Origin of the sequence: Ruegeria sp. ANG-S4 (genome assembly GCF_000814005.1) — a bacterium.
Taxonomy (GTDB): Bacteria; Pseudomonadota; Alphaproteobacteria; order Rhodobacterales; family Rhodobacteraceae; genus Ruegeria.
The window spans coordinates 193865-210188 of the sequence record NZ_JWLK01000001.1 but is presented as its reverse complement, the minus strand read 5'-3'; the positions used below and the strand labels follow the sequence as shown (position 1 = coordinate 210188).

Genomic DNA, 16324 nt, shown 5'->3' with positions numbered 1-16324 from the left:
CCGCTACTCCATTTCCTTGCGCGCATTGCGCACGTTCCAGATCAGAATTGGGGTCACCAGCAGCATGATCACCATGGCCGAGGCTGACCCGACACCCCAGTCATCGCCGCGGAACAGCTTGTCATACATGTAATTTGCCAGAACCTGCGTTTCCCATTGTCCGTTGGTCATGGCAAAAACGATGTCAAAGACCTTGAGAACGGTGATCGTGATCGTGGTCCACACCACAAGGATCGTGGTCTTGATCTGCGGCACCTTGATGCGAAAGAAAATCTGAAACGGGTTGGCCCCGTCCAGAATGGCCGCCTCGATCGTTTCCTCGGGGATGCCGCGCAGGGCCGCCGACAGGATCACCATGGCAAAGCCCGTTTGAATCCAGATCAGAACGATCATCAAAAAGAAACTGTTCCAGAAAGGAACCGTCAGCCAGGTTTGCGGCTCGGCCCCGCCAAAAAAGATGTACAGCGCGTTCAGTATGCCGATCTGGTCTTGTTCTGCTGGACGTGAATCATAGACGAGTTTCCAGATTACCGACGCGCCGACGAACGAGATGGCCATCGGCATGAAGATCAGTGATTTGGCGAAGTTTCCCCAACGGATGCGGTCCGTCAACTGCGCCACCAGCAAGCCAAAAGCGGTAGACATGGCGGGCACGACAATCAGCCAGAACATGTTGTTCCGCATCGCTTCCCAGAATTTCGGCTCGGCCGCCATCTGGGTGTAGTTGTCCAGTCCGACCCATCTGTACCCGCCGCCGGGCACGCGTTCCGTGAGTGAAAGGCGCAAGGTTTCTACAACCGGGTAGGCCAGGTACAAGCCAAGGGCCGCAAGGGCCGGGAACAGAAACAGCCAGGGCCGGATCATGTTGGCCCGGTTGATGTTGCGCCCTGCATTCGGCCCGCGCGGCGGGAACAGGACTTTGTCCAGAAACTGATTGGATAGATAGAAGTAGCCCACACAACCCGACACGCCGATGGCGATGGTCAGAAGGCCCTGAAGTGCAGGTGACATGATGCCCTCGTTCGCTGGAGATGGGGCAATCCGTGGATTGCCCCGTGCCCGGTCTTACTTTGCCGCGTCCCAAGAGGACTGGATTTCACCCGCAACGGTGGCCGCATCCTTGGCACCCGAGGAATAGTCGACCATGCCGGTCCAGAACGTACCCGCGCCGACGGCACCCGGCATCAGGTCAGAGCCGTCAAACCGGAAGGTTGTCGCGTTGGTCAGAATCTCGCCCTGCCCGCGCTGGGTGTCGTTCGCGTAGTTCTCGGGGTTCGCTCCAAGATGCGGGGTCAGGAATCCATCCTGAGACATCATGATCTCATGCGCGAATGGGGTCTGAAGGAACTCCATGAAGGCTTCAGCCGCCGGATTTGGGTTGGTCACGGTGAACAGCGTTCCCGCACCAAGAACCGGTGTTCCCAGATCTTTTTCCGCGTAAGCCGGGAAGTAGAAGAAGTCGGCATCCACGCCCAATTCGGTTCCTTCCGGGAAGTATGCCGGAATGAACGATGCCTGACGGTGCATCATGCAGGCTGGCGGGCTGTCAAACAAACCCTTCGGGCTGTCACGGAAATCAATCGCGGCCGTGTCATCCGCATCGCCGACCACGTAATCGTCATTGCGGGTGAAGCTGCCATATTCCTCGATCACCTCAATCACCCGAGGGTCGTCAAATTTCATCTCGTTTGAAACCCACTGGTCATAGACCTCAGGCGGTTGCGTGCGCAGCATCAGATCTTCGACCCAGTCGGTCGCAGGCCACCCGGTGGCACCGCCCGAAGCCAGCCCAACGCACAGCGGCGTTTCTCCATCAGCAACCATCTGCTCCATCAAGGCTTTGAAGTCCTCCATGGTCTGAGGAACCTCGTATCCGAAGTCTTCAAAGTTCTCGGGGATATACCAGACCAGAGATTTCACATTGACGTTGAAGAAGAAGCCGTAGAAGTCGCGGTTGCCTTCGGCGTTTTCGAATGTGCCCAGATCGACCCAGGATTGACCCGCTGCGAAATTGTCCTTGATCCAGTCAGCCGAACCTTCGGCCAATGGTGTCAGGTATCCGTTCTTCGCCATGTTCGCGGCAAGGCCCGGCTGGGGGAACACGGTCAGGTTCGGGGCCGAACCTGCAGCGGCGTCGATCAGGATCTGCTGTTCCAGCGAATCCGAGCCGACATAGCTGGAGTCCGCCCCCGTCGCTTCGTCAAAATACGCCACCAGATTTTCGAAGGACTGCCCTTCACCCGCAAGCCAGGGACCGAAGATCGTCAGGCTTTCGCCGCTCAGGTCGTGCGCATCGGCAAATGCCTGAAACCCGTCCCAATCGAAACTGCCATCTCCGACAGCGTGCAGCAATTCGCCTTGCGCCTGAACTGACCCGGCCATCAGGGCGATCGCAGCCGCGCCTGCGTATAGCGAGTGTTTCATAAATTCTCCTCCCAACATTACCGCGCGCCTCATCAGATTCGAATTTTCAAAGCGCTTTGGATGATCTGCTTTATCCGCTAACATTCCACTTCTGTCAATAATCGGAATCAGAAACTTAATTTACTTGCTAACTTTGCGCGAAGTTCAAAACAGGTTGACGCAAGCGAAAAATCGAAACAAAAACAGATGGGCACAAATTTGAAGGCGCTTTGAAAGCCATGAACCTCAAACAGCTCTCGGAAATCCTGGGCCTGTCGCAAACCACGGTAAGCCGCGCGCTTAACGGATATCCCGAGGTGAACGAGGGTACGCGTATTCGCGTGCAGACGGCAGCTGACAAGTACGGATACCGCCCGAATATCCGTGCGAAGGGCTTGGCAACAGGGCGCTCCATGGTGATCGGACATGTGATCCCAACGTCGTCCCGGCATGAAATGGTGAACCCGATCTTTGGTGATTTCGTGGCAGGTGCTGCACGAACCTACGCCGAGAACAATTATGACATGATGTTCACCCATGCCCCCGACACGTCGATTGAAGAATCATACCGCAGCTTGTTCACCCGTGGCGCCGTTGATGGCGTTGTGTTGCAGGGTCCAAAGGTCAACGAGCCACGTATTACTGTTCTGGCGGAAATGGATGTTCCCTTTATCGTGCACGGTCGCTCGACCGGGATAGATGAGCCTTATGATTGGATCGACGTGAACAACCAGCGCTCCTTCGAGCGCGCAACGCAGCACCTGATCGATCTTGGGCATCGGCGCATTGCGTTGATCAACGGCCTGGAAGAGATGGACTTTGCTCAACGGCGCCTCAACGGATACCTCACCGCGTTGCAAAAAGCCGGGATTGACCCGGATCCAACTCTCATGCGCAGCTCCGAGATGACGGAAATTTACGGGTATCAAACGGCCTGCGACATGCTGAGCTTGGAAAATCCACCCACGGCCATTCTCGCCTCGTCCATCATCTCGGCCATCGGCGTGCGCCGCGCTTTGGAAGAAAACGGGCTGAAGATGGGGCGCGACATCTCCGTGATCGCGCATGATGACGAGCTGTCTTACATGCGAAACGGTCAGGATGTGCCTATCTTCACCGCCACCCGATCGTCTGTACGTCATGCCGGTGAACTGGCCGCGGAAATGCTGATCGAACGGATCAACGCACCGAACGACCCTCCCAAATCGCGCCTTCTCGAGGCGGAACTCGTGGTCGGAAACTCTACCGGTCCGGTATTGCAAAGGTCTTGAAATGAAATACAAACGAAGTGATTTTCCGCAGGACTTCCTGTTTGGCATTGCGACCTCGGCCTATCAGATCGAAGGACATGCGCAGGGTGGTGCTGGCGGCACGCATTGGGACACTTTTGCAGCCACGCCCGGCAATGTGGTCAATGCGGAAAACGGCGATTTGGCCTGCGATCATTACAACCGTTTCGAGCAAGATCTGGACCTGATCAAAGATGCCGGTTTTGACTGCTACCGCTTCTCGACCAGTTGGGCCCGCGTGTTGCCAGAGGGTCGCGGCCCGATCAACCAAGAGGGGTTGGATTTCTATGACCGCCTGACGGACGCCCTGCTCGAGCGGGGCATCCGCCCTTGCGCGACGTTGTATCACTGGGAACTGCCATCGCCGCTCGCGGATCTGGGGGGGTGGCGCAATCGTGACATCGCAGGCTGGTTCGCCGACTTCACCGAGATCATCATGGGCCGGATAGGCGATCGCATGTTCAGCGTCGCCACGATCAATGAGCCGTGGTGTGTCAGCTGGTTAAGCCACTTCGAAGGCCACCACGCCCCGGGTCTGCGCGACGTACGCGCGACAGCCCGCGCGATGCACCACGTCTTGCTGGCGCACGGCCACGCCGTTCAAGCGATGCGGGGATTGGGGATGTCCAATCTGGGCGCGGTGTTCAATCTGGAATGGGCCGAGCCGGCGGATGACAGCCCGGGCGCGCAAGAGGCCGCCGCGTTGTATGACGGAATCTATAACCGCTTCTTTCTCGGTGGCGTTTTCAACAAAGCCTACCCCGACAACGTCTTAGAAGGACTTGCGCCTTATTTGCCGGACGGGTGGCAGGACGACTTCGATGCGATTGGTGTACCTGTCGACTGGTGCGGTCTGAATTATTATACCCGCAAACTGATTGCGCCGGCTGACACGCCGTGGCCCAGCGTGCAGGAAATTCCCGGTCCGCTGCCAAAAACGCAGATGGGGTGGGAGATTGATCCCGACGCATTATCCCGTTTCCTGATACGTGCGGCCAGAGAATACACCGGCGATCTGCCGATCTACGTGACCGAGAATGGCATGGCCAGCCCAGAGCGGCGACAAGACAATGACCGGATCGACTATTTGGATCAGCACCTGAACGCAGTTCAGGTGGCGCTGAAACAGGGTGTTCCGGTCAAGGGGTACTTTGTCTGGTCGTTGCTGGACAACTATGAATGGGCCTTGGGATATGAAAAACGTTTTGGGCTGGTTGATGTCGATTTCGAAACCATGACGCGAACGCCCAAAGCGTCTTATTTTGCGTTGCAAGAGGCGCTGGCCGCAGGTTGAAAACGGCGATCGTTCAACACGGTGCGCCAAAGTCGGGACAGACTTCAGGTTCGGGTTTGAGACGACGCATTCAAGTGATCCATAAACAGCCTTAGAGGCATCATGGATCTGTATTCACGCGGAAAGTACAGATGGATGCCCGGGGTAGTACCGATGTGTTTCTCGAGTACGGGGACAAGTGCGCCAGCCTCTATTTCAGCCTTAACATAGTCGCGAAACGTATAGACCAGCCCCAAGGCTTTCCTGGCCAGATCGATCGACGCTGGCAGCGTATTGGTTATCAAATTGCCCCCAACTTCGACGGAATACTCACCGTTTTCGCCAAGAAAGGCCCAGGGCGCGATCCTGCCCGCAGACTGGAATCTGTAGCGAATGCAATTGTGATTCAATAGATCGCGCGGGGTATGCGGCGTTCCGCAGGTATCCAGATAGTCCGGGCTTGCAACGACCGTAAGCGGCAATGATGGGGTCAACCGAACCGCCACCATGTCCTGCGCGACGCGGTCACCCAAACGAAAGCCCGCATGAAGTTCTTCGCCCAGAAGATCGGAAAGCGCATCGGTCAGTGATAGCTCCAACTCGATCTCGGGATAGTCGGCACAAAAGCGCTTGATTATCGGACCCACATAAAGATGATAGGCAAATTCGGGCATCGCCAGTTTCAGGGTTCCTCGGGCCGCATGCCCTGTGCTGCGTGCGCTTTCAACCGCCTCGGCGAGTTGATCAAAGGCGGGCCCTGCGCCACGGATCAAGGCACGTCCGGCTTCGGTCAGGCTGATTGATCTGGTGGTTCGTATGAAAAGCGCAGTGCCAAGCTGATCTTCCAGAGTTTTCAGCTGATGGCTCACCGTCGAGGGTTTGATGCCCAGCGCCTCGGCCGCCGCGCGCAATGACCCGTGGCGCGCAATCGCCGCAAAAATCTCAAGCGTGTTCAGGGGCAGTCGCATTTTCGGTCCGATCAGAATTATTATTCGATACTATACATGAAAGAAGTGAAAAGTTAGGTGATTATCTGATTCAACCAAACTTCCTATTATCGTCTCATAACCGCGCAACCCGATTGATGAGGACGAATACACCATGACGAACCCGACCCGTATCTCTTTGCAGAATATGCCGAACCGATCCGGCGTGTCCGAACGTGCTGTGTCCTTCGAAAGCAACGGGAATGCGTTGAAAGGAAAGCTCTTTTCGCCCGAAAACGCGGCGCGTGCCTTGCCCGCAGTTATCGTGACCGGAGCATGGACGACCGTAAAAGAGCAGATGCCCGGCACCTACGCGCGAGAGTTGGCTGCACGCGGATATGTCGCATTGGCATTCGACTTTACGGGTTGGGGAGAAAGCGAAGGTGCCCCGCGCTATGTAGAGGACCCGACGGTCAAGACCGCCGATATACACGCGGCTGCCGCATTCCTGTCTGCATTGGATGAGGTCGACAGCAACCGTATCTTTGGTTTGGGCGTATGCGCGTCTTCGGGCTATATGGCCGCAGCCGTAGCAGATGATAATAATCTGCAAAAAGTCGCGTTGGTTGCACCCTGGTTGCACGATGCCGAGATGGCCGAGGGCATCTATGGCGGGCCCGAGATGACCGCCAGCTTGATCGCCGCATCCGAAGAAAACAATGCTGCCGACACGGTTTTGCTGGGCGCCAGTACAACCGACGAAAACTCGGTAATGTATCAGGCACCTTATTATACCGAGGAAGATCGCGGACTGATCCCCGAATACGACAACAAATTCTCGGTTGCATCGTGGAAACCCTGGCTGACTTATGACGCGCAGGCCAGCGCGGACCGATTGACCAAACCATTGCTGATGGTCGGCTCGCCATCCATTGCGCTTCCGGCTGGTGCTGCAGCATACGAGGCGCGCACCAAAGCACCGTTGGAGAAACTTTGGTTGGGCGAGGACGTTACCCAATTTGATTTCTACGACCGCGAGGACGTTGTGACGGCAGCCTCGGATGCAGTCGCAGATTTCCTGGCCACCTGAAAGGACACAAAATGAGAGCTTTTTCGAATGCGGCCGCGTTTGCCGCCGCGCTGATCGCAGGAGAATTCGCAATGGCTGCATCGCCTGAAGACAATATCAAGGTCGTGCAGGATTTCTTTGCCGCCTACGGCGCAAACGATCTGGAGGGCATCGCCGCCGTCATGGATGAAAAGGTGAAATGGCATATCCCTGGTCGTCATCCCCTGTCCGGAACCAAGAACGGGCGCGACGAAGTACTGGCCTTTTTTGCCGCGCTGGGCGTCGCCGGGTTTCAGGCGGAACCGATCTTTTTTGGCGCGGATGAAACCCGGGTGGTTGATATCCATCGCGGATGGTCAAATGCCGAAGGCAAACCGAATGTCGATACCACTTGGGCGCTGGTTTATCGGATCGAGGAGGGAAAGATCGTAGAGGCCACAAATCTTTCTGCCGATCAGGATGCGGCCAATACCTTTTTCTGGTCGCAGTATCAGCTGGCCCCGGTGCCCGAGCGACTGGCCAAATGACATCTATTATCCGACAGCCCTCAGGAGGCTCAGCAATGAAAACCATCCTAACAGCAATCCTTGCGTTCGCAGGCACATCCGCAACCGTTGTCGCCGAGATTTCAGATGAACAACAGGTCCTGAACACCATCAACAACGTCGGCTACTTTGCCGATCAGGGTGAGTGGGACATGGTTGCCGCGCAGTTTCACCCCGAGGGTGCGGTCTTGGACTATACGTCTTATGCAAATGCCGCCGCCGGAACATCGGCCGCGCTTCCGACGCTGTTGCCAGCGGACATCGTAGCGGCGTGGCAAACCGTTCTGCCCGGATATGATCGCACACACCATCTTATGGGCACCGAGAGCGTGCTTGTCGAAGGCGACAATGCGACCACGACGTCGAATATCTACGCAACACATATTCTCGAAAACGAGGGCGAAAGCACTTGGGTTTTCATTGGCGACTATCAGCATGAGCTGGAAAAAACCAAGGATGGCTGGAAAATCACCTTCATGCGCGCCAACCTTCGGGCGCAGTTGGGCAACGAAAACCTGCCGGCGCTTGCGGCTGAACGCGTGAAAAACGCTGGAAACTAAATCTGATCACATCAAGGAGGGGCCCATGAAACGTGCCCTCATAACCGGAGCAAATCGCGGGATCGGCTTGGCCATAGCCCGCGGTCTTTCGGACAAAGGTTGCGATGTCCTGCTGGGGTCACGTGACTTGGCCGCCGGAGAACGCGTTGCATCCGAAATCGGAGCACAGGCCATAGAACTGGACGTAAGCAATCCCGCGTCTATTCAGCGGGCCGTGAAGGACGCGGGGCCGGTCGATATTCTGGTCAACAATGCCGGAATTCTGGGATCCGGGAACCTCCTGAGCGACCCGGATGATTTTGAGTCATCTCTGGCCGTTATGGTGCGCGGTCCCTACCTGCTGATGCATTACCTTACTCCGAACATGGTGGCCCAAGGTTTTGGCCGGGTCGTGAACGTCTCCTCTGGCTGGGGTGCGTTTTCTGACGGAGTCGAGGGCCCTGCAGCCTATGGCGTTGCCAAGGCCGCCCTGAACGCGCTGACCGTTGCCTCGGCGCGGACTTTGCCTCAGACAGTCAAGGTGAACGCGATGTGCCCGGGCTGGGTCCGCACACGAATGGGCGGCGCGGGCGCCAACCGTTCGGTCGAGGAAGGCGCTGATACGGCGATCTGGTTGGCCACTTTGGATGGCGACGGCCCGACCGGTGGCTTCTTTCGGGATCGAAAACCGATCGATTGGTGACACCCATGCCTGACGACACGAACATCCGCGCCTTCATCGCTGATTGGTTTGCAAGGTTCGACAGATTGGATCCGATTGCGGCTTTCCTTCCTGATTCACATCCTGATGTCGAATAGAACATGCCCGATTTGGACACCGACCTGACCGGTCACGACCGCGTGCGCCTCTGGTACGCTGGTGTGCTTGAAACGCCCCGGAAACCTACAGAACACCATGTCAGAAAGGTCGACGTCACGCCCGGCACGGCATCGTTCGAAGTTCTGTTTCAGGCGAAAACCAAAACTGTCAAACGCGTCGAGGCACCTGTGAGCGTGGACTGGCAGTTTGCGATCCGATCAGATGGGCGACCGCTCAAAGCCGCCTATTAGGTTAAACTCTTGCAAGAGGCAGAAACATGAAAACTCTTGTCCTTACGGCGCATCCTGATTTGGCGAAATCGCGTATAAACCGCGCCTGGTTTGAGGCCCTTTCAGAAGCTGAAAATGTGACCACGCGCGATCTGACGGCAATCGGTGGGACCGAGATGCGATTTGACATCAAAGTCGAACAAGCCTTGCTATTGGCCCATGATCGGATCGTTTTCCAATTTCCGTTTTATTGGTACTCCGCGCCACCGGTCATGAAAGCCTGGATGGATCAGGTTTTAAGCTATGGATTTGCGTATGGCCCGGGCGGAGACCTGCTGAAAGGGCGCGAGTTTCTGATCATGGTCTCGACCGGCGGCCCGGAACACAGCTACCACGCCGGCGGGTACAACAATTACTCGATGGCCGAGTTTTTGAAACCTTTTCAGCAAACGGCCAATCTGGCGGGTCTGACCTATTTGCGTCCTTTCGTGGCGCACGGAATGGCATTGGCCAACAAAGACCAGATAGACGCAAACGTGCCGGAAATGCTGGCGTATCTGACCGATCCCGATCTGGACCCCAAGGTCAAACAAGCCCGCCTTTTGCAGCAATTGGAGGATGATCCAACCAAGGCTGCGGCTGTGAGTTGATCCAACGCGTTTAGGCACTTGGCGCGGCGTGCAACAAAAGCCCGTTCGCGCCTATTTGCGCGTGGGTTTTTTCCGCTGCATCGATATGTAGAATGTCGATGAACCAATATTCCGCGAGAAGCCCGTGTCCGAGATTGATCGACTGAACCGCTGGCTGATTTCCGAAGGTCGCCTGCTTGGTGATGAAGTTCAGATTGTCAAAAGCTATTGCGAGGGGCTTGTTCAGCTTGGCGTTCCACTGGCGCGTGCCCGCATTGCCCAGAACTATTCGAACCCGCTGCTCAGTGCATGGGGAATAATCTGGACGCCTGAAGACACGCACCGCTACACCGTTCCAACAACGATTCTGTCGACCGATTCCTGGCATGGGAGCCCGTTTGAATACGTTGTCACGAAACGCCAACCATTGCGCAAACGGTTGATTGACGTTGACCTGGATGGCGAACACCCCGTTTACGCTGAACTCGCTGCAACGGGGGCCACAGATTTTCTCGCGATGCCACTGGAACATGGCAACGGGTCGGTTCAAGGCACCAGCTTTACCTCTGATGCGGAAACCGGGTTTTCGGACACGCACATTCGATATCTGGAAGAGACGCGCTATGCGCTGGCGGCGGCACTGGAACCGATCGCCATGCGCCATTCACAAAAGAGCTTGTTGCAAACCTATCTGGGCCATGGACCCGCCGAGGAAATCGGACAGGGCCACATAAAGCGAGGCGAGCAAAAGACTGTTTCCGCCGCGATCCTGTTTGCTGATCTGCGTGGCTTTACCGAAAAAGGGCAAGCCTGGCCCGAAGCTCAGTTGCTGGACATGATGGGGCAATATTTCGAAATGGTCGTTTCGCCCATTCAGGAACATGGCGGAGATGTGCTGAAATTCATGGGCGATGGGATCCTCGCGACATTCAACGTCGAAGACAGCGCCAGAAAATCATGCAAATCGGCCGTTGATGCGGCGGATCAGGCGTTGGCAAATCTCAAGGATTACAACGTCAAAGCGACGGGCGCGGGCAAGGAGCCGATAGAATTCGTGATCGGCATTGATTTCGGACCCGTGACTTTTGGAAATATCGGCAGCCCTGATCGGCTGGACTTTACGGTTGTGGGCCAAGCCGTAAACGTTGCCAGCCGTGTTCAGGATCTGTGCAAAACCCTGGGTGAACAGACGCTGGTGACGGCAAGGGTTGCCCGGCATTTGGGCGGCGCGTTTCAGTCGGTCGGCTTCCACAGTATTCGCGGATTGCCCCAGGACATCGAAGTCTTCAGGGCCACTTCCACACTACAGTGAAATAGGAGGGATGCCGCCACCAATGCGGTCTGTTTTTTTCCTATACCGACACCCCCCGCAAAAATGGCACTTTTGAAACCGCTTATCACGACAATTTCGAAACAGAGCGACCAAAGGGCCAATGGCCCGAAGCCGCTCTGGGTTTTTCAGGGTTCGCCGAAACCTCGACTACGCGGCTTGTTCAAGCGGCAATGCCAACATCATCGAAGCCATTTCATCCAGATCGGAATCCTCAACAACACAGGCCGAATTCTGCGACATCGGCCGATTGGCCGGATTTTTCATGGCCAACGCCAAAGCGTCCGCAGAAACTCCAGCGCAAACCTGAGGCAATGCGCGCGCGATTTCGCAGGACCGGATCAACGACTCAAAGGCTTTCGGCAGATCGCCAGCTGTTCGATTGCCGCCGATGGCTTCGGATGCGGATGCGTATAGCGCTGCTCCGTCGTCACGCGCCACCAGCCAAGGCAATGTGACTTCAAGCGCCAGACCGGTGGCAAGGCCATGATGTATACGCGACAAAGACCCCAGCGCATGGCTTATGTTGTGCCCCATATGCGTGTTGCAGTTATGCAGCGCGAGCCCGGCGATCATGCTGCCCCACAAAACCCGGCCCCGCAATTCCACATCTGACCCGTTCGCAACCGCTTTTGGAAGGGCATCTGAAAGAATGCGCAAGGCTTCCAGCCCGTAAAGCCGCCCCGCAGGGCTGGTCGTGCGCGCCGTGGACCCTTCCAGCGCGTGGGCCACGGCGTCAATCCCGGTCCACGCTGTCAGGTGCGGTGGCAGGCTGACTGTCAGTTCCGGATCCAAAATGGCTTGGGAGAACATCAGGTTTTCGCCCCAATACCAGTTCTTTGAACCCTCCGGCGTTGAGACGACGGATGTGCGAGTGACCTCTGACCCGGTGCCTGCGGTTGTCGGAATCGCGATCGCGGGGATGCCATTCGACGGCAATGGTCGGACAGCCAGCGCAAATTCCCGGCAGGGTTCGTTCGCCCGGGCGATGGCCGCGACGAGTTTTGCCGCATCCATTGCCGCGCCACCGCCAATCCCGATGACCGTGTTGGCACCAACTGACCGGGCACGGGCGCAAAGATCATCTATCAAAGTGTCTTTGGGCTCACCCTCAATACACGCGGCAAGTTCGTATCCCAGCCCCCGCTCTGTCAGATCTTCGGTCAGTCTTTCCGTTACCCCGATCTGTGCAAGAAAAGCGTCGGCAATCACCAGAACAGGCCCGCCACCCAGTTCTGAGACAATGTCCGGCACCTTTGCGATCCGCCCAGCCCCAAAGGTCACAGGTGGCACGCGCCCCATGTTGAATGTCTGCATCCGATTACTTCCCTGTCTTGTACCCGCGTGCTTGCGTCGAATATCTCAGCCCAATTTGTAGAGCATGCAGATTTGCGGCAATCAAGTCGCATTCTTGCAGTGAAATTGTGTTTTTCCAGATTGACCAAATTCGGCGGAGGCCGCCGCACCGATATCTTCGATCCCGCATGCCCGGCCAGAAATCGGCACGTGCTAGAACATCATACAATCTGCGCCCGGAGGCAGCGGCGGGCTCCCCTCGGGCAGGGTGGGCGTGTAATCAAAAGTCACGATCTTCGCCCCGCCATCGAAAGCCACAAAAAGCTGGTTCGAGCCGGGCCGAATGGCGATGCCCTCGGGATCGGTTCCAAACTCCAACAGGCTCTGCTGGGCCAGCAGGTCACCCTCGGCGGTGAATTCATAAAGGCTATTTGACCCTTCCCAGTCATCCACGATCAGCATGTGCCCGGTGCGCGGATCAATCGCGATGCCCTGCGCTTCGCTCAGCGGCGGCGAAAGGGTCATGGTATCGATCCGGGCGGTCAGAGCACCGTCAGACTCGAACCACGACAACCGTTCCGGATCATCCTCGACAGTTACGATCTGGCCCTTGGCATTGATCGCGATCCCTTCAGTATCCGCAAAACCACCCTCCAGCGTGAATGGTCCACCCATCGGGATTCCATCCTTGGTCACGCGCTGTAGGCCGCCAAAACCATCCCCCAGCAAGAGGTGATCGCCTTCAATCGCAATAGCTTTGATCCGGAAAAGATCGCTGGAAATGCGGCGGAGTTCGTCGCCCTGAAGCGTGACAAGCACCGCCTCGGGCCCTTCGTTAGCGATCCACAACCCGCAGAACGTGGGATCATAATCGAGGCTTGCGGGTTGGTTCAGTTCATAGCGCCCGGTTTCACGAAGCTCCAGAGCCATGGCGGGCGCGGACGCGGCGCAGATCAACAAGACAATGGTCCTCGCAAACATCAGGGATGCTCCTAAGCTTTGCGGTAAAGAACTGTAGCGGGTTCGTCGTGGGTCAACACCGAGGTTGCGCGCGCGACCCCGGCCCGCATCCATCATTCGGCACGATCAGAGAGTTTCAGGACCCGATAAACCTGCACCGGGCTGGTGATGCCCTTCAACTCCATTTCCCCAAGTGCTTCAGTTTCCACGATCTCCTCGATATCCAGAAGCGCCCTTTGGTTGATCAAAATCTGCCCATCGGTTGCAAAATCACATAGCCTCGAAGCCGTGTTCACAACGCCGCCGATTGCGGTGTAATCGGCACGACCGTGAAACCCGATCAGCCCGAGGGTCGCATAGCCGCTGCTGATTCCGATACCCAACCCCAATGAATGCCCAAGCTTTTGCCACGGCGCGCGTATTCCTTCGAACGCTTTACGGATTGCTTGTCCCAATCGCACCGCTTCCAGCACCGGATGATCGCAGGGAACCGGATCATTGAAAAAGACCATCAGCCCATCCCCGGCACGATAGCCGATCGTGCCTTTGTGCATCGCGACAAGACTGCCAACCTCGTCATGGAATTGCTGAAGCAGCGTTATGACATCCTCTGGCTCAATCGCCTCGGAAACAGCGGTGAAGTTTCGAATATCGCAAAACAGACAGGCAATGTATCGGCGATGCGTCTCGAGAAGCGCGTCGCTGTCCTTCTCGACGACCAGTTCTGCCACCTGGGGCGCAAGGAACTGTTTCAGCCGCCCAAGCCGGTCGATTTCGCCCTCTTGCAGCTTCACTTTCTCGGTCAGCCGGTCGTTCAATGCCTCGATCTCATGTGTTTGGTTGCGAACCGTGTGGTTCAGCGTGTCCAAAATGAAATTCTGGTTGAGCAATGCCGCGATCACCAAAAGCACATAGGCAAGCGCCTCGACCCGTTCGTCATAGCCGAAATAGAGCGTGACGATCAGGATCAGCGCCGCAATCCCGCCCAGCACAAGGGGCAGTTCTTTGGAATGCCGTTTTCTGTCCCGCCACAAGAAGGTGACCGCCAGAAGTGCAAACACCCACATCAGAACCGCCTGTGCGTGGGGGTTGATCGACAGGGCCTGATAGCCAAGGATATAGGTCGACAAAATCCCCGAATAACACGTCGCCAACGAAGCCAGCGCGGCGACCACGGCTCCAATCCCGATTGGCATGGAAATTCGGAACTCTTCCGTCGTCACCCCAAAACCGTCCGCCACCGCTCGAGGCGTGGATTTGGAACCGGGGCTGTTGGTCTCGTCTGGATCAGACATCGTATCCGTTTGCTTGGGTCGCGACCAGAGTACGTTTGAAATGTGGTTGCGTCAAAATCACGGACCAACAGTCTGGCGAACAGCACACCACCGCACGAAACTGCGCCTCGTGTTTCAGAACAACTTGCAATCGTACGCCATGGCGTAGTCACCTGAGACATGGTGGATGGAGGACGTCGATGAAGCCTTGCGCCGTCGTGGTTTGTGTGAGTTGCGCGTTGGGTTTGACCGCTTGTGCGCCCAAAACGCGCACCTATGAAAAGACGGTCACGGCGTCGGTGCCCGCAAATCCAAACACAACACTTGCGCAAGCTGCCAATCGGCTGGGCGACCCTAACGATGGTCGATCCGGTGTTAGGCTCGTCAGCGATGGGGAACAGGCGCTCGTCTCTCGGCTTTTGTTGGCAGCGGAGGCTGAGCAGACGATTGATGCGCAATACTACCTTCTGCACAATGATCCGACAGGTCACTTGTTTGCGGCCAGCCTTTTGCAGGCCGCAGATCGGGGCGTGCGCGTTCGGCTGTTGCTGGATGACATGGATACCTCCAGCTACGACGCAATGACCGCTGCGCTGGATTATCACGAGAATATCGAAATCCGGCTGTTCAATCCGTTCTGGCGAAATCAGAGCCTGCTGATCGCGGGCCTGACGGATTTCAAACGCATCAATCGCCGAATGCACAACAAATCCATGACGGCGGATAACGCATTCACAATCGTTGGCGGGCGCAACATCGGGGCCGAGTACTTTCTGGCGCGCGAAGAAATGAACTATGCCGATCTGGATGTTCTGGCAGCTGGGCCGGTCGTAAACGAAGTTTCACAAAGCTTTGACGCCTACTGGAACAGCGAATTTGCGGTTCCTGCCCGCGCGGTTGTGGGTGAGCCGGAAGAGTTCAGCTTAAGCGAGGCCCGAGGTCGACTGAACGAACTGGTCGAGGAGGCAAAGCAAACGCAATACGGCGCGGCGCTTAGACGGTCCGCGCAAGAGAATTTTGCAGATGGTCGGCTCTCACTGGAATGGGTGCCGGCAAGACTCTACGCCGATCCGCCTTCCAAGGCTGCAGGGCTTGAGAATTCAGGGCCCGTTCTTGCCTCGCAATTGCTGCCGTATTTCGAGAATGCCGACAGCGAGGTGAACATCGTGTCGGCCTATTTCGTGCCGCGAAACAAGGGTGTGCAATGGATGACTGAGTTGGAAAATCGCGGCGTCGACGTCAAGGTTGTGACCAACTCGCTGGCCTCGAACGATGTTGCGCCGGTCTACGCGCATTACGCCAAGAAACGACGTGCGCTTTTGCGAGGCGGGGTCGAGCTTTTTGAGCTGCGGCCCGACGCCTATCAAGTTCAGCAACGGGGCATCAACTGGGCGCAGTCGCGGTCAGGTTTGCATTCCAAGGCCTTTGCCGTGGACGACCGCTATCTCTTTGTCGGGTCGTTCAACTGGGATCCGCGCTCGGTCAACATCAATACCGAGATGGGCATCCTGATCGACTCGCCCGCACTGGCGATCCAAACCCTTGGCGCTTTGGACGAGGCGCTGCCAGCCTACACCTACCAGGTGACGCTGGAGGATACTGGGCAGTTGAAGTGGACGACGCGGGGCGAGGATGGCGCAATCCTTGAATATGGCTCTGAACCGACGGGATCGACCTGGGATCATATCGTCGCGGGATTTCTAAGCATTTTGCCGATTGGCTCACAGCTTTAGGATCGCAA

General features: G+C 56.8%; 16 protein-coding genes. 10 read left to right on the top strand and 6 right to left on the bottom strand.

Translation table 11 applies throughout. The features are described 5' to 3' along the window. Positions 1-3: 3 nt before the first annotated feature. Both RA28_RS01100 and RA28_RS01095 read right to left on the bottom strand, forming a co-directional pair. Complete coding sequence (locus tag RA28_RS01100) at positions 4-1011, bottom strand: carbohydrate ABC transporter permease (protein WP_039522792.1); 1008 nt, start codon at positions 1009-1011, stop codon at positions 4-6. 54 nt (positions 1012-1065) lie between these two features. Further along, positions 1066-2424: an ABC transporter substrate-binding protein gene (locus RA28_RS01095; protein WP_039525461.1), complete on the bottom strand. Its 1359-nt coding sequence runs from the start codon at positions 2422-2424 to the stop codon at positions 1066-1068. Positions 2425-2642: 218 nt separating this feature from the next. Between RA28_RS01095 and RA28_RS01090 the strand changes: the two genes are divergently transcribed. Both RA28_RS01090 and RA28_RS01085 read left to right on the top strand, forming a co-directional pair. Beyond that, positions 2643-3674, top strand: a complete 1032-nt coding sequence (locus tag RA28_RS01090; RefSeq protein ID WP_039522790.1) for a LacI family DNA-binding transcriptional regulator — start codon at positions 2643-2645, stop codon at positions 3672-3674. 1 nt (position 3675) lies between these two features. Next, positions 3676-4986: a GH1 family beta-glucosidase gene (locus RA28_RS01085; RefSeq protein ID WP_039522788.1), complete on the top strand. Its 1311-nt coding sequence runs from the start codon at positions 3676-3678 to the stop codon at positions 4984-4986. Between the two features lie 44 nt (positions 4987-5030). Here the strand turns inward: RA28_RS01085 and RA28_RS01080 are convergent, their stop codons facing one another. Then, positions 5031-5933 carry a LysR family transcriptional regulator gene (locus tag RA28_RS01080; protein ID WP_039522786.1) on the bottom strand — a complete coding sequence of 301 codons (903 nt, stop codon included), beginning with the start codon at positions 5931-5933 and terminating at the stop codon, positions 5031-5033. A gap of 133 nt (positions 5934-6066) precedes the next feature. Between RA28_RS01080 and RA28_RS01075 the strand changes: the two genes are divergently transcribed. The 7 genes from RA28_RS01075 (at position 6067) to RA28_RS01045 (ending at position 11035) form a co-directional block, all read left to right on the top strand. Continuing rightward, positions 6067-6981 (top strand): alpha/beta hydrolase, encoded by a 915-nt coding sequence (locus tag RA28_RS01075; RefSeq protein ID WP_206539608.1) that lies wholly within the window; start codon positions 6067-6069, stop codon positions 6979-6981. A gap of 11 nt (positions 6982-6992) precedes the next feature. Further along, a complete protein-coding gene (locus RA28_RS01070; RefSeq protein WP_039522784.1) occupies positions 6993-7487 on the top strand; it encodes a nuclear transport factor 2 family protein in 495 nt (164 codons plus the stop codon). Between the two features lie 35 nt (positions 7488-7522). Continuing rightward, a complete protein-coding gene (locus RA28_RS22120) occupies positions 7523-8065 on the top strand; it encodes a nuclear transport factor 2 family protein (protein ID WP_052261227.1) in 543 nt (180 codons plus the stop codon). A 25-nt stretch (positions 8066-8090) separates the two neighbouring features. Next, complete coding sequence (locus RA28_RS01060) at positions 8091-8747, top strand: SDR family NAD(P)-dependent oxidoreductase (protein WP_039522781.1); 657 nt, start codon at positions 8091-8093, stop codon at positions 8745-8747. A 119-nt stretch (positions 8748-8866) separates the two neighbouring features. Next, positions 8867-9115 carry a hypothetical protein gene (locus RA28_RS01055; protein WP_039522778.1) on the top strand — a complete coding sequence of 83 codons (249 nt, stop codon included), beginning with the start codon at positions 8867-8869 and terminating at the stop codon, positions 9113-9115. Positions 9116-9141: 26 nt separating this feature from the next. Then, complete coding sequence (locus RA28_RS01050; RefSeq protein WP_039522775.1) at positions 9142-9744, top strand: NAD(P)H-dependent oxidoreductase; 603 nt, start codon at positions 9142-9144, stop codon at positions 9742-9744. A 124-nt stretch (positions 9745-9868) separates the two neighbouring features. After that, the gene (locus RA28_RS01045; protein WP_039522772.1) at positions 9869-11035 is read left to right on the top strand and encodes an adenylate/guanylate cyclase domain-containing protein; all 1167 of its coding nucleotides are present in this window, start codon (positions 9869-9871) and stop codon (positions 11033-11035) included. Between the two features lie 168 nt (positions 11036-11203). Here RA28_RS01045 and RA28_RS01040 read toward each other — a convergent pair whose 3' ends face one another. From RA28_RS01040 to RA28_RS01030, 3 genes are all read right to left on the bottom strand, one after another. After that, positions 11204-12370 (bottom strand): iron-containing alcohol dehydrogenase, encoded by a 1167-nt coding sequence (locus tag RA28_RS01040; RefSeq protein ID WP_039522769.1) that lies wholly within the window; start codon positions 12368-12370, stop codon positions 11204-11206. A gap of 192 nt (positions 12371-12562) precedes the next feature. Then, positions 12563-13330: a hypothetical protein gene (locus tag RA28_RS01035; RefSeq protein ID WP_039522767.1), complete on the bottom strand. Its 768-nt coding sequence runs from the start codon at positions 13328-13330 to the stop codon at positions 12563-12565. A 92-nt stretch (positions 13331-13422) separates the two neighbouring features. Beyond that, a complete protein-coding gene (locus RA28_RS01030) occupies positions 13423-14604 on the bottom strand; it encodes an adenylate/guanylate cyclase domain-containing protein (protein ID WP_052261225.1) in 1182 nt (393 codons plus the stop codon). Positions 14605-14783: 179 nt separating this feature from the next. Here RA28_RS01030 and RA28_RS01025 point away from each other — a divergent pair, with 179 nt between their 5' ends. Beyond that, the gene (locus RA28_RS01025; protein WP_039522764.1) at positions 14784-16316 is read left to right on the top strand and encodes a phospholipase D family protein; all 1533 of its coding nucleotides are present in this window, start codon (positions 14784-14786) and stop codon (positions 16314-16316) included. Positions 16317-16324: the final 8 nt, after the last annotated feature.

Coding starts and splice junctions, on each gene's coding strand:
- RA28_RS01080 (WP_039522786.1), bottom strand. CDS start 5,933: ATGCGACTGCCCCTGAACACGCTTGAGATTTTTGCGGCGATTGCGCGC.
- RA28_RS01025 (WP_039522764.1), top strand. CDS start 14,784: ATGAAGCCTTGCGCCGTCGTGGTTTGTGTGAGTTGCGCGTTGGGTTTG.
- RA28_RS01030 (WP_052261225.1), bottom strand. CDS start 14,604: ATGTCTGATCCAGACGAGACCAACAGCCCCGGTTCCAAATCCACGCCT.
- RA28_RS01100 (WP_039522792.1), bottom strand. CDS start 1,011: ATGTCACCTGCACTTCAGGGCCTTCTGACCATCGCCATCGGCGTGTCG.
- RA28_RS01070 (WP_039522784.1), top strand. CDS start 6,993: ATGAGAGCTTTTTCGAATGCGGCCGCGTTTGCCGCCGCGCTGATCGCA.
- RA28_RS01035 (WP_039522767.1), bottom strand. CDS start 13,330: ATGTTTGCGAGGACCATTGTCTTGTTGATCTGCGCCGCGTCCGCGCCC.
- RA28_RS01055 (WP_039522778.1), top strand. CDS start 8,867: ATGCCCGATTTGGACACCGACCTGACCGGTCACGACCGCGTGCGCCTC.
- RA28_RS01075 (WP_206539608.1), top strand. CDS start 6,067: ATGACGAACCCGACCCGTATCTCTTTGCAGAATATGCCGAACCGATCC.
- RA28_RS01090 (WP_039522790.1), top strand. CDS start 2,643: ATGAACCTCAAACAGCTCTCGGAAATCCTGGGCCTGTCGCAAACCACG.
- RA28_RS22120 (WP_052261227.1), top strand. CDS start 7,523: ATGAAAACCATCCTAACAGCAATCCTTGCGTTCGCAGGCACATCCGCA.
- RA28_RS01040 (WP_039522769.1), bottom strand. CDS start 12,370: ATGCAGACATTCAACATGGGGCGCGTGCCACCTGTGACCTTTGGGGCT.
- RA28_RS01060 (WP_039522781.1), top strand. CDS start 8,091: ATGAAACGTGCCCTCATAACCGGAGCAAATCGCGGGATCGGCTTGGCC.
- RA28_RS01095 (WP_039525461.1), bottom strand. CDS start 2,424: ATGAAACACTCGCTATACGCAGGCGCGGCTGCGATCGCCCTGATGGCC.
- RA28_RS01085 (WP_039522788.1), top strand. CDS start 3,676: ATGAAATACAAACGAAGTGATTTTCCGCAGGACTTCCTGTTTGGCATT.
- RA28_RS01050 (WP_039522775.1), top strand. CDS start 9,142: ATGAAAACTCTTGTCCTTACGGCGCATCCTGATTTGGCGAAATCGCGT.